Here is a 13754-nt window from a genome sequence, read left to right as displayed (position 1 = left end):
AAAGGAGAGATTTGACATGAAGAAAGTAATCAGCACAACCAATGCACCGGCAGCGATCGGCCCGTATTCCCAGGCAATCGAAGTAAATGGAATGGTATTTGCATCTGGTCAGATTCCGGTCAATCCGGCAACCGGCGAGATCCCGGAGGGAATCGAGGCTCAGGCAGAGCAGGTTTTAACCAATGTAAAGAATCTTCTGGCGGCAGCAGGTGCTTCCATGGAGCAGGTTGTAAAGACCTCCGTATTTATCCAGAACATGGATGATTTCGGAAAAGTAAATGAAATCTATGCGAAATATTTCGAGGGCGCATGCCCGGCACGTTCCTGCGTCGAGGTATCTAAACTTCCGAAGGGCGTCCTGATGGAGATGGAAGCGATCGCAGCAAAATAAGAATGAATCGCATATTTGGAAAATTTCGCCGGAAAAACAAGTTCCAGTCTGTGAAAATCCCGGCGTGTGAGGGCAAAATGACGAAAAAATTCACTTTTTTTCGTCCGCCCTCTTTTTTTTTTCGTCACTTTGCTTTAAAATAAAGGGAAAGATCCGTCCAAGATTCAGATGGGGAACGGTTATGGTCCACAGGCACAGATTGCCGGAGGGGTAACAAACGGGTTTGGGGAATGACAGGTTGAAAGACCCGGAAACACAGCTGGACGGAGGATAAAAGAAAAGGAGAGAGGAATATGATTTCGAACCAGATACTCCAGACAAACATTGAGGGGTTAAAAGGAATTACGCGTGTCGATCTCTGTATCTGTGATACGGAAGGCAAGGTGCTGGCATCCACATTTACTGGCGCTGAGGAATATGAGAGTGCAATTCTGGCTTTCGTAGACTCTCCGGCGGACAGCCAGGTGATACAGGGATATCAGTTTTTCAAGGTGTTTGACGATCACCAGTTAGAATATATACTTCTTGCCAAGGGCGGAAGCGACGACGTATACATGGTCGGCAAGATGGCGGCATTTCAGGTTCAGAACCTGCTGGTAGCTTATAAGGAGCGCTTTGACAAGGACAATTTTATCAAGAACCTGCTGCTTGACAATCTGCTTCTGGTTGACATTTATAACCGTGCGAAGAAGCTGCACATCGAGACGAACGTCAAGCGGATCGTATTTATCATTGAGACGCAGCATGAGAAGGATGTGAATGCACTTGAGACCGTCCGCAGCCTGTTCTCGACCAAGACGAAGGATTTCATCACGGCAGTGGATGAGAAGAACATTATTCTAGTCAAGGAAGTGAAACCGGGCGAGACTTACGACGATCTGGAAAAGACAGCCACATCCATCGTAGATATGCTCAATACCGAGTCACTGACACGTGTCAGCGTGGCATTCGGTACGATCGTCAACGAGATCAAGGACGTATCGCGTTCTTATAAAGAGGCGAAGATGGCGCTGGATGTAGGAAAGATTTTCTACAGCAGCAAAAATGTGGTCGCATACAGCAAGCTGGGAATCGGACGTCTGATCTATCAGCTGCCGCTGCCGCTGTGCCGGATGTTTATCAAGGAAATTTTTGATGGCAAATCGCCGGATGAGTTTGATGAGGAGACTCTTACGACAATCAACAAGTTCTTCGAGAACAGCCTGAACGTATCAGAGACTTCCCGACAGCTTTACATCCACCGCAATACCCTGGTATACCGTCTGGATAAGCTCCAGAAGAGCACGGGATTGGATCTGCGGGTGTTTGAGGATGCGATCACATTTAAGATTGCCCTGATGGTTGTAAAATATATGAAATACATGGAAAACCTGGATTATTAATCCAAATTGCTGTGGCGGGGAGGAAGATTGCCTTTGCCGCAGCAATTTCATTTGGAGAATTGAAAAAGAGGATTTACGCATGATAGAGGTTAAAAATCTCACCAAGACGTACAAGACGGGGAATAAAGCCTTAAAGGGAATCAATATTCAGATTCAGGACGGCGAGTTTGTTTTCATCATGGGACGAAGCGGTTCCGGCAAATCGACGCTTTTAAAGCTTCTTTTGAAGGAGCTGGAGCCGACTTCCGGTCAGATTATCGTCAACGATATGGATCTGGAAAAGATGCCGAGACGCTACATCCCGAAGTACCGCAGACGGCTGGGAATGGTGTTTCAGGATTTCCGTCTGTTGAAGGATAAGACGGTATATGAAAATGTCGCGTTTGCACAGCGGGTCATCGGCGTATCGCCCCGTGAGATTAAGAAAAATGTGCCGGAAATGCTCCGACTGGTAGGGCTTTCTTCAAAATATAAAGCATACCCTAACCAGCTCTCGGGCGGCGAGCAGCAGCGTGTTGCGATTGCCCGTGCGCTGATCAACTCGCCGGAGATACTTCTGGCGGACGAGCCGACGGGAAACCTGGATGTACATAATTCCATGGAGATCATGGAGCTTCTGGAGGAGATAAACCGGCGCGGGACGACGGTGCTTGTGGTAACGCACAGCCGGGAGATCGTAGCAGAGATGGGAAAACGTGTGATCACGCTGACGCGCGGCGTGCTGACGGGAGATCAAAAAGGCGGTATCTGGCATGAAAATTAGTACATTGATTTACTGCACCAAGGAGGGCATGCGCAATATCATCCGGAATATCTGGTTTTCACTGGCGTCGGTGGCGATTATTTCGGCATGTATTTTCCTGTTCTGTATGTTTTTTGGCTTGATTGCCAACGTACAGTATATGGTGCGGAATGCAGAATCTACAGTAGGAATCACGGTTTTCTTCAATGAAGATATGAGTGAGGACGATATACAGAAAATCGGGGATGAGATACGCGCCCGCGATGAGGTCAAGGAAGTAAAGTATGTTTCTGCCGAGGAGGCATGGGAGAATTTTAAGAAAGAATATTTTAAGGGAGTCGAGGATCTGGCAGAAGGATTTGCAGATGACAACCCGTTAGCCGGTTCGGCGTCCTACGAGATCTATCTGAAAGACATTGACATGCAGGATGACATGGTTGCATGGCTTGGCACGGTGCAGGGGATCCGGAAGATCAATTATTCGAGCGATACGGCGTCCGGGCTTTCAAGCTTCAACAAGATGCTGGGACTTTTGTCGGGGGTGATCATCGCTATTCTGCTGGCAGTTGCTATCTTCCTTATCAGCAATACGATCACGACGGCAGCTGCATTTAGGCGGGAGGAAAACCGGATCATGCGCCTGATCGGTGCGACGAATTTCATGATCCGTGCGCCGTTCGTTGTACAGGGTGTGATGATCGGTCTGGTTGGCGCGCTGATTCCGCTGGCGATCACGTATTTTCTGTACCGCCAGGCGGTTGTATATATGATGGAACGGTTTGATATCTTGTCGAACCTGATTGAATTTATCCCGATTCAGACCATTTTCCCGAGCATGGTAGCCGTGGCGATGGCGCTGGGCGTGGGAATCGGTTTTGTCGGAAGTTTCTTTACGATCCGCAGACATTTAAAGGTGTAAGAAACATTGGCGGCTGCTGTAGGAGAATGCGGCGGCAGCGGAAATTTGCGGTAAAAAGGATGAGAACATGAAAAAACAGGGATTGAAAATACGTGCGGCTCTGTTCCTTGTGACGGCGGCGCTGGCGTCTTCCCCAGTGCTGACCTCGGTGGCGGCAGCGACGAAAAAGGATGTAAGCAGCGCCAAGGATAAGAAAAGCGCCCTGGAACAGGAGAAAAAGAAGACCGAGGAGGCGATCAAAAGCCTTCAGGGTCTGAAAAGTAACACCGAGAGCTATGTCAAGGAGCTGGACACGAAGATGAATGATCTGCAGTCGCAGGTCACGAAGCTGGAAAATAATATTTCCAGCAAGCAGAAAAGCATCAATGAGACGGCGGTAAAGCTGGAGGAAGCGCAGAAAACTGAAAAAAAGCAGTATGCTTCGATGAAAATGCGTATCAAATATATGTATGAGAAGGGCGATAGCAGCTACTTAAATCTGCTTCTGGAAGCCCGTTCGCTCTCGGAGCTTTTAAACCGGGCAGAGTATGTTTCAAAGATTTCGGAGTATGACCGGAAGATGCTCGACCAGTATGTGGCGACGAAAGAGTCCATCGCGGACAGCAAGAAAAAGCTGGAGACGGAGAAGACGGAGCTGCAGGAGATGAAGACGCAGACGGAGGCAAAGCAGGATTCAGTCCAGCTTCTCCTGAATGAGAAAAATAAAGAACTCCAGAACGTCAACGCGCAGATCGGCGAGAAATCAGCGCAGGCGAAAGCGTATGAGGACGATATCAAGGCGCAGGAAGCCAAGATCGCGCAGATGGAGGCGGAGATTAAGAAGAAGGAAGCGGAAGAGGCGGCGAAAAAAGCGGCAGAGGAAGCTGCCAGAAAAGCCGCCGCAGCGGGAAAAACGAATAATTCGACCGCGAAAGGGAATACTGGCAGTACGACTACCACTTCGACGGGAAGTTCTTCGCTGCGCTGGCCGTGCCCTGCAAGCGGACGCATTACATCTGGATTCGGAAAACGTAAATCACCGACGGCGGGCGCGTCCTCGAACCATAAGGGCATTGATATCAGCGCTTCGACCGGCAGCAGCATCGTGGCAGCCGCCGGAGGAACGGTTTCGATTGCAACCTACAGTTATTCGGCTGGAAATTATGTTGTGGTCAACCATGGAAATGGACTTTCAACCGTGTATATGCACTGTTCCCAGCTTCTGGTATCGGCAGGGGATACGGTAAAAGCCGGACAGACGATCGCGAAGGTAGGTTCGACCGGATATTCGACAGGTTCTCATCTGCATTTTGCAGTCCGCAAGAACGGAAGTTATGTAAACCCTTCGAGCTATGTAAGTCCGTAGTGCGGAAAGTATCAGGTGGCTGCAAAAGATGAAATCCGGGTAACTGTTCAGTAGGTCTGCGCATTTACTGCGCTGACCGTACGAAAACATGGACCAGCAGGCAAAAATCCCATTGCCGTAGGCAATTTTTGATGGATTTTTGCGCGTGACTGTGAAGGTACTGAACAGTTACAAATCCGGAAGGAATAGACAGGAATCAGGAGGCATAAGAGATGGACAGTAAAAATAAATTCTGGCGCGGTGTGATGGTCGGTGTGCTGGTGACAGCACTGGTGTGTCTGATCACGGTCGGTGCTTCGGCGGGGATTTACATGTTTGGACGCCGTGTGATCGATAATCAGACACAGGTACAGGTACAGACCGAGGGAACACCGTCGCAGGCACAGGAGCCGGTCAATTTTGAGAATGTCACGAAAAAGCTGGAGCAGATACAGGATATTATCGATAAAAAGTACCTGTTTGAGGAAAAAATTGATACATCCGAGGAGGAAGCCGGCATTTATCAGGGCTTTTTGAGTGGTTTAAATGATCCGTATGCGGTTTACTATACGCCGGACGAGCTGACAAGCTTCCTGGATGAGACAAATGGTTCTTACTGCGGCATCGGCGCTCTGGTATCCCAGAATGTCCAGACCGGCGTCAGCACGATCGTGCGCGTCTTTGAGGGCAGCCCGGCCGAGGAGGCAGGCATACTTCCGGGTGATGCGCTTTATAAGGTAGACGGCACCGAGGTGATTGGCATGGATCTGTCGCTTCTGGTCAATAATTACGTCAAGGGCGAGGAAGGCAGCCAGCTGACGATCACGGTTTATCGTGAAAATAGCGACGAGTACAAGGATATCACCCTGACCCGCAGACCGATCGATGTGCAGACGGTGTCAGGCAAGATGCTGGATGAAGAGATCGGATATATTTCCGTTGCAGAGTTTGACCGTGTGACTGCCGATCAGTTTAAATCCAAGATCGAGGAACTGCAGGGCGAGGGCATGAAGCGCCTGATCATCGATCTGCGGAACAACCCGGGCGGCGAGGTGACGACGGTTGTCTCAATGGCGGATTATATCCTGAAAGATGGCGGACGGATCCTGACCGTGGCAAATAAGAAGGGCACGGAGGAGACATACGACGCTGAGGATGGACACAGCCTGGAGATCCCGATGGTTGTGCTGGTAAATGGCAATTCCGCCAGCGCGTCGGAGGTATTTACCGGTGCGATGAAGGATTACGGCGTGGCGACGATCGTCGGAACGAAGACTTTCGGTAAAGGTATCGTGCAGACGCTGATGCCGCTTTCGGATGGAAGCGCGATCAAGCTGACGACCGACCATTATTATACGCCGAATGGAAATGATATCCATGGAAAAGGCATCGAGCCGGATCTCGAGGTGGAGCTGGATGAAGAGGCGGCGCAGGAAGTCGTGATTCCAGAGGAGAAGGATAATCAGCTGCAGAAGGCGGTTGAGGTTGTGAAGGGAAAGTAACTTCTTATTTACACGACCCCAAAACTTACGGCACTTTCGATTCCAAAAGTGCCTATCCGTGAACAGTAACTTTAAAAGTATCCAGAAAAATAAGTGCGTTAGATCCTGAAACAGCTTGAAAAAGTGGCAGTTTCAGGATTTAACGCTTAAAGTCGTGTCTGTTTTGGCTTTTTGAGAAAGACGATGAGTGAAGAATCTGGTATTTTTGATACTATAGAAAAAGAGGGAGAAATAGAATTATGTATGTAATTGCAGGACTTGGAAATCCGGGAAGAGAATATGAGGGAACCCGCCACAATGTGGGATTTATGACGCTGGATGCGCTGGCGGACAAGTATAACATTGATGTCCGGGAGAAAGCATTTAAGGGACTGATCGGAAAAGGCGTGATCGAGGGAAATAAGGTCATTCTGGTAAAGCCGCAGACGTATATGAACCTGAGCGGCGAGTGCATCCGTCAGGTGATGGATTATTATAAGGTAGATCCAGCGGAGTTTATCGTGATTTATGACGATATCAGCCTGGTTCCGGGCGGCATCCGGATCCGCAAAAAAGGCAGCGCGGGCGGCCACAATGGAATCAAAAATATCATCGCCCATCTGGGAACGCAGGAATTTCCACGCGTGCGGATCGGTGTGGGCGAGAAGCCGGCGCGCATGGATCTGGCAGACTATGTGCTGGGACGTTTTCCGAAAGAGGAAGCCGAAACGATGACGACGGCGTTTAAGGACGGTGCGGCGGCAGTCGTGGATATGATGACAGAGGGCGTTGAGGCGGCGATGAACCATTTTAACGGCGCGGCGCGCGGGGAGAAGGAGAAGCTAGAGAAGCAGAAGGCGGAGAGGAAGGAGGAAGTCAAGACACAATGAGCGATTTATTTGCAAATCCGTTAGAGGAGATGATCGAGTTTCAGGATCTCAAGACGGATTTACAGCGCGGACAGGGACCGCTTCTTGTCACGGGATGCCTGGATTCGCAGAAGGTGCATCTGCTGTCCGAGCTTTCGGATCTGACGCCCTGGAAGCTGATTGTCACCTACGATGATTCGAGGGCGCGGGAGATCTGTGAGGATTACCGGTGCTTTGATACGGATATTTCGCTGTACCCGGCGAGGGATCTGCTGTTTTATACGTCGGATATCCACGGAAACCTGCTGACGAAACAGCGGATTCAGGTCATGCGGCGGGTCCTGGAGAGTTCCGGCGGCGTGGTGGTCACGACGATCGACGGGCTGATGGAACATCTGCTGCCGCTTGCGTGGATGAAAGAGCGGAGTCTCACGATCGGGACAGAAGATGTGGTCGAGGTCGGGAAGCTGACGCACGCCCTGGCAGAAATGGGATATGAGAAGGTCGCGCAGGTTGAGGGATCAGGGCAGTTTTCGGTGCGCGGCGGTATCATTGACATTTTCCCGCTGACGGAGGAGGTGCCGTACCGGATCGAGCTGTGGGGCGACGAGGTCGATTCGATCCGTACCTTCGACCCGGAGAGCCAGCGATCGATCGAGCAGGTGGATGAGGCAGTGATCTATCCGGCGACGGAGATGGCGCTGACGCCGGAGCAGATTCAGGATGGAACCGAGGCGATCGAGAAAGACCGCAGGAAATACGTGAAAAAGCTCCGGGATGCCATGAAGACGGAAGAGGCGTACCGGATGGATTCGGCTGTCTCGGAGGTCTTAGAGGGGCTTCGCGAGGGCTTCCGGGTGCATGGGCTGGGAAGCTATATCCGGTATTTCTGCAAGGAAACGGTATCGTTTTTAAACTATTTTCCAGTCGATGAGCTGACGATTTTCCTGGATGAGCCGCTGCGCTTGAAGGAAAAAGCAGAGACGACCGAGACGGAGTTCCGGGAGAGCATGTCGCACCGTCTCGAGGGCGGCTATCTGCTTCCGGGGCAGACTTCCTTCCTCTATTCGGCGAAGGAGACGCTGGCGATGGCAATGCGCCCGCGCACTCTTTTACTGCTGGGGCTGGATCAGAAGCTCTCCGGCATGACGGTTAAGAAAAAATACAGTCTGAGCGTTAAAAATGTCAATTCCTACCAGAATGGATTTGAGCTTTTAATCAGCGATCTGGCGCGCTGGAAGAAGGAAAAATACCGGGTGGTATTGCTGGCTGGTTCGCGGACGCGCGCGAGCCGTCTGGCGGGCGATCTGCGGGAGTATGATTTAAGTGCCTTCTGCCCGGATGAGGGCGAAAACACCGTGAAACCGGGTGAAATCCTGGTGACTTACGGAAAGCTGCATCGGGGATTTGAATATCCGCTGATTAAGTTCGTCGTGATCACCGAGGGAGACATGTTCGGCGGCGGACGGGGGCGGAAAAAGAAGAAAAAGACCTCCTACCAGGGTAAGAAAATCCAGAGCTTTTCCGAGCTTTCGATCGGCGATTATGTGGTGCATGAGAGCCACGGACTCGGCATTTACCGGGGCATTGAGAAGATCGAGCAGGACAAGGTCGTCAAGGATTACATCAAGATTGAGTACCGCGACGGCGGTAATCTCTATCTTCCGGCGACCCGCCTGGAGGGAATCCAGAAATATGCCGGTTCGGATGCCAGGACGCCGAAGCTCAATAAACTGGGCGGAATGGAATGGAATAAGACGAAGAGCAAGGTGCGCGGTGCGGTCCGTGATATTGCAAAGGATCTCGTCGAGCTTTATGCAGCGCGTCAGCGGAGCGAGGGCTACCAGTATGGACCGGATACGGTCTGGCAGAGGGAATTTGAGGAAATGTTCCCGTTTGAGGAGACGGAGGATCAGCTGGAGGCGATCGAGGCGACCAAAAAAGACATGGAAAGCCGCCGCATCATGGACCGCCTGATCTGCGGCGACGTTGGATACGGCAAGACGGAGATAGCGCTCCGGGCGGCATTTAAGGCGATTCAGGAGGGTAAGCAGGTTGTGTATCTGGTGCCGACCACAATTTTGGCGCAGCAGCATTACAATACCTTTGTGCAGAGGATGAAGGATTTCCCAGTGCGGGTCGATATGCTGTCGCGTTTCCGCACGGCGGGCGAGCAGAAAAAAACGCTGGAAGATCTGAAAAAAGGGCAGGTGGACGTCGTGATCGGAACGCACCGCGTCCTTTCTAAGGATGTTGTCTTTAAAAATCTGGGGCTTCTGATCATCGATGAGGAACAGCGCTTCGGTGTGGCACATAAGGAAAAGATCAAGAAATTAAAGGAAAATGTAGACGTTCTGACGCTGACGGCGACGCCGATTCCGCGTACCCTGCATATGAGTCTCATTGGCATCCGGGATATGAGTGTCCTGGAGGAACCGCCGGTGGACCGCCTGCCGATTCAGACCTACGTCATGGAGTACAACGACGAGATGGTGCGCGAGGCGATTCACAGGGAGCTGGCGCGGGGCGGACAGGTATATTATGTCTACAACCGTGTCAATAACATCGACGAGGTGGCAAACCATGTGGCGGCTCTGGTGCCGGAGGCAAACGTCGTGTTCGCCCACGGGCAGATGCACGAACATGAACTGGAAAAAATTATGCTGGATTTCGTTGAGGGCAATATCGACGTTCTGGTGTCTACGACCATCATTGAGACGGGACTGGACATTCCGAATGCGAACACGATCATCATCCACGACGCCGACCGGCTGGGGCTGTCGCAGCTCTACCAGATCCGCGGTCGCGTCGGACGTTCCGGGCGGACTTCGTATGCGTTTCTCATGTACCGGCGCGACAAGCTGCTGCGTGAGGAGGCGGAAAAACGTCTGCAGGCGATCCGTGAATTTACGGAGCTGGGAAGCGGTATCAAGATTGCGATGCGCGATCTGGAGCTGCGCGGTGCCGGAAATCTTCTGGGCGCGGAACAGCATGGCCACATGCAGGCGGTCGGTTATGACCTGTACTGCAAGCTCTTAAACGAGGCGGTGCTGGCACTTCGCGGTAAGAACGAAGCCGAGGACTTCGAGACGGTGGTGGACTGCGACATCGACGCGTATATTCCGCCGTCCTACATCCGCAATGAATATCAGAAACTCGACGTTTACAAGCGGATTTCCGGTATTGAGAACCAGGAAGAGTACATGGATATGCAGGATGAGCTGATCGACCGCTTTGGCGAGATTCCACGTTCGGTGGAGAACCTGTTAAAGATCGCCGATCTAAAAGCGCTTGCTCATCAGGCGGGTGTCGTGGAGGTCGATGTAAAGAAGCAGGATATCACGATTCAGATGTACCAGAAAGCCGATCTGGACGTCTCCGGCATTCCGGCGCTGATGGAGAAATATAAGGGCACGCTGACCTTCAGGACGGGTGATGTGCCGTCGTTCTATTACCGCGACGTGCGGCAGAAACATACGGACTGCGAGACGATGCTTGTGAAGGCGCGGGAGATTCTTTCCGGGCTCGCGGCGCTGGCGAAAGAGTAGTTTTTAATTGTGTAGAAAAGATTGAAAGTATATTTGAAATGAAAATATATTTTTAATATTGACATATATAATCAAAGATGATAATATATAATCAAATTAAAGCTTGTTTACTAAATTTAAAGAAGGGAGGGATTCCAATGCAGCAAAAATGTGGGATGCTCATTAATAATGTGAATAACGTTAAGAGGTGGTTTTATGAAAAAAATTTATGAGTATTTTATTGTCGATAGTTATGTCAACTTCATTGGTAATCCCAACATTTGCGGAAGCGCCGCCATATTCAATAGATAAAGTGGCAACAAAGGTTGTGATTGATCAACATGAATTGAGAGATATTTATGATAAATATGCTTCGGTAACGGATGAAACTGTTGTGGAAGATATGTTAATGGAAGATTTTGGTTTTTCAAGATCGGAAGTTAAAGAATTATTGGAAGTAAGCAAAAGTGGTAGTGGAGGATCTACAGGTGCTTCGAGGGCATCTAGTATAACTGGAAGATTACCAGCAACAGCTGCTATAGGAACCGTTGTAAATATTGTGTATACAATTGATTTGCAAGAAATGAAAGATTTAGCGACAATAACTAATTTTATCGCAAGACAGGTAGGCGGAGCAGGAGCAGGGGTAGCAGTGGCAGCACTTGTTGCTAAAACAGTTTTAGCAGCTGCACAAAAGGGTGGCATAAACTATGCAAAAGTTACAATATCTTATACATATGGCTATAATAATGATGGAGTATTAGGGTGGACGCCAGGTTATACCAAGTATGAGTATTGGTAATAAAAAAGGGAGATGCAATGAAAGAGAATAGAGTATCAAATGAATTCCGTCAAGGAAGAGAAGCAACGTTTGCCGCTTTATTAATGGAACTGTGTCTTTGTGGGGAGCGAATTGCTTCCATAATGGGAATTAGAAATTGGTATGATCAGGTGGGAACTGTTAGAATTTTTCTTTGTATTTTGATTTTTTGTTATTATTATATAATTAAAAAACCAAGATTATTAGATACGCCTGAATGGTATGAGCTAATGAAAAAAGATAGAGTGATTTATGGAATGTGGATCTTGGAAATGATAATATTAGTTAGTAGTATTGGAACTTGAGTGAAAAACAAAGGGGGCGTCAGTTGCTCCCTTTGTTTCTATAAATTATGAGATTGGGAATTTTATGAAGAATAATTATTTAAGTGAACGAGAAATGAATGTTATGCAGGTTTTGTGGAAGTATGAAAAACCCATGACGGTGACAGAAATTGTAGAATCTGAAAAAGAATTGACAACGCCAACAGTCCATACTGTGTTAAGAAAATTGCTTGATAAGGGTTATGTTCAGGTTATTGATACAGTTCAGACTGGAAAAGTTTTTGCTAGGCGATATAAAGCGAAAAAGACTCAGGATGAAGAAATAGAAGAAAAAATAGAAAAATGTATGAAAAATTCTAGAAATCCTATGTCCTTTGTAAATACAATAACAGCAGCTTTGTTGAATGGAGCAGTAGATGAAGAGTCGGTTATTGACGAATTAGAACGTATAGTTCAAAAAAGAAAAAAAGAGATTTTATGAAAATAACATATACATCAATTTTATCGGCAATATGTAGTTCAATTTTGCTATTGGGTTTTTTGTCGGTTTATATATGGAAAAAGCAAGAAAATTATAGCTTGTATGAAGTAAAATTACTTATTTTTTGCACTGTACTAACAGGAGTAAGATTATTTTTTCCAATAGATATTTGCGGAATAAGTCATACGATAGGAATAAAAATATTATATCCAGAACTTTGTCGCTTTATGCGGGGGAAAATAGGATTTTTAAGTCATTTTTCTGTACTTTTTTTGATTAGTTTACTTGGAAGTTTTCTTATCTTAGTGCAAAAAAGTTTATCATATATATCATTTATAAAATTAATAAAAGAAATAAGACCGATAGAGTATATTCGTGTTAAAAAGTATAAAAAAGTGAAAAAAATACCAATATTGAAAGTTGATAGTATAGAAGATCCATTTATTGTTGGTATAAAAAATCCGTATATAATAATACCGAATATAGATGAAGAAACAAAAAAAATAGTACTCTTGCATGAAGTGGGACATTACATTAAAAGAGATTTATTTTTAAAGTGTTTTTTTGAAATATTATGTCTTTTATACTGGTGGAATCCGTTAGTATACATAGTTCGGTATTATTTTTCTAACATATTAGAAATAAGAAATGATTTAATTGTTTGTAATGAGTTATCTGAAATAGAAAAAATTCATTATGTTGAAATATTGTTAAAAATGTCTGGGACAAAAGCGTTAAAAAGGAGAGGAACACTATCTTTTTTTAATGGAAGTTTTTTGAAAATTAGAATTTCTTCTATATTGAATGAAGAACAAAAAAAACAGGTCAATATTAAGTTGTTCTTTTTCTTAATTGCTATTATATTGTCTGGTACAATAGTAATAGAACCAGTAGCTGATTTGAAGTTGCATGCACCGTATTTTGAAGAAGATGATATAGTCAAAAAAAATAACTTTTTTGTAAAGACAGAAAACGGGTATGAATTATATATGAATGGTACATATATAGGAACATTGGATGAAATACCAAATGAATTAAAGAATATTAATATTAGGAGGAAATAAAAATGAAAAAAACGATCAGAATTTTAGCAGTAATAATTGCTATGACATGTATTTTTTCAGGGACTGCGTTTGCACAAGAGAAAGAGGTGGCTGTTGAAAAATCGAGTTCAATAGCTAGAGCAGATGTTATAAAATATGTTTATAAAGTTGAAAACGGGAAATTATATAGAAGATTATATAATTATTCTAAGGATACGTGGCTGGGAGATTGGGAACTGTGTGACTAAAGTAATAATATGATAATTATATTTAATAAATATGTACACTCCTTTTTACGCTTTGAATTTAAAGTAATGTAAAAATTTTATAGCGTGAAGTTTGAAGTTGAGAAATTGCCTTGACAAATAATAAATTTCGCTTATAATACAGAATATACTCAATAACCTTACAAAGGCAATGAAGGGAACAAGTAGAGATCCGCAGGAGAGCGCACAGAAAGCAGCCGGATGATGAGAGGCGCGCGTGAACCG

At 46.8% G+C, this 13754-nt stretch carries 13 protein-coding genes; all 13 read left to right on the top strand.

Annotation, left to right across the window (positions count from 1 at the left end):
- Positions 1–16: 16 nt before the first annotated feature.
- On the top strand, positions 17–391 hold the full coding sequence (locus tag DWX68_RS09620) for a RidA family protein (RefSeq protein WP_107001478.1): 375 nt from the start codon (positions 17–19) through the stop codon (positions 389–391).
- 293 nt (positions 392–684) lie between these two features.
- Positions 685–1773, top strand: coding sequence for a helix-turn-helix domain-containing protein (locus DWX68_RS09615; RefSeq protein ID WP_107001479.1), 1089 nt, complete (start codon positions 685–687; stop codon positions 1771–1773).
- A 79-nt stretch (positions 1774–1852) separates the two neighbouring features.
- On the top strand, positions 1853–2536 hold the full coding sequence (gene ftsE / locus DWX68_RS09610) for a cell division ATP-binding protein FtsE (protein ID WP_022359885.1): 684 nt from the start codon (positions 1853–1855) through the stop codon (positions 2534–2536).
- Positions 2526–3434, top strand: coding sequence for a permease-like cell division protein FtsX (ftsX, locus tag DWX68_RS09605; RefSeq protein WP_118293415.1), 909 nt, complete (start codon positions 2526–2528; stop codon positions 3432–3434). Before ftsE ends, ftsX begins: the two co-directional genes overlap by 11 nt.
- 67 nt (positions 3435–3501) lie before the next feature.
- Positions 3502–4779, top strand: a complete 1278-nt coding sequence (locus DWX68_RS09600) for a M23 family metallopeptidase (RefSeq protein ID WP_107001481.1) — start codon at positions 3502–3504, stop codon at positions 4777–4779.
- A gap of 212 nt (positions 4780–4991) precedes the next feature.
- Positions 4992–6260, top strand: a complete 1269-nt coding sequence (locus DWX68_RS09595; protein ID WP_022359888.1) for a S41 family peptidase — start codon at positions 4992–4994, stop codon at positions 6258–6260.
- A 239-nt stretch (positions 6261–6499) separates the two neighbouring features.
- Positions 6500–7129, top strand: coding sequence for an aminoacyl-tRNA hydrolase (gene pth, locus DWX68_RS09590; RefSeq protein ID WP_107001482.1), 630 nt, complete (start codon positions 6500–6502; stop codon positions 7127–7129).
- Positions 7126–10656: a transcription-repair coupling factor gene (gene mfd, locus DWX68_RS09585; protein ID WP_118629241.1), complete on the top strand. Its 3531-nt coding sequence runs from the start codon at positions 7126–7128 to the stop codon at positions 10654–10656. The genes pth and mfd overlap by 4 nt, the downstream gene beginning before the upstream one ends.
- Before the next feature lie 208 nt (positions 10657–10864).
- The gene (locus tag DWX68_RS09580) at positions 10865–11437 is read left to right on the top strand and encodes a hypothetical protein (protein ID WP_118629239.1); all 573 of its coding nucleotides are present in this window, start codon (positions 10865–10867) and stop codon (positions 11435–11437) included.
- A 17-nt stretch (positions 11438–11454) separates the two neighbouring features.
- Positions 11455–11760: a hypothetical protein gene (locus DWX68_RS09575; RefSeq protein WP_107001485.1), complete on the top strand. Its 306-nt coding sequence runs from the start codon at positions 11455–11457 to the stop codon at positions 11758–11760.
- A 64-nt stretch (positions 11761–11824) separates the two neighbouring features.
- A complete protein-coding gene (locus DWX68_RS09570; RefSeq protein ID WP_107001486.1) occupies positions 11825–12220 on the top strand; it encodes a BlaI/MecI/CopY family transcriptional regulator in 396 nt (131 codons plus the stop codon).
- The gene (locus DWX68_RS09565) at positions 12217–13284 is read left to right on the top strand and encodes a M56 family metallopeptidase (RefSeq protein WP_118629237.1); all 1068 of its coding nucleotides are present in this window, start codon (positions 12217–12219) and stop codon (positions 13282–13284) included. The genes DWX68_RS09570 and DWX68_RS09565 overlap by 4 nt, the downstream gene beginning before the upstream one ends.
- A 2-nt stretch (positions 13285–13286) precedes the next feature.
- Positions 13287–13511, top strand: a complete 225-nt coding sequence (locus tag DWX68_RS09560) for a hypothetical protein (RefSeq protein WP_107001488.1) — start codon at positions 13287–13289, stop codon at positions 13509–13511.
- Positions 13512–13754 lie beyond the last annotated feature (243 nt).

The sequence above is a fragment of the Clostridium sp. AF20-7 genome, assembly GCF_003479275.1.
GTDB classification, from domain to species: Bacteria; Bacillota; Clostridia; order Lachnospirales; family Lachnospiraceae; genus Otoolea; species Otoolea fessa.
Note: the sequence above shows the minus strand (reverse complement) of the source record. Positions and strands in the feature narration are given on the sequence as shown.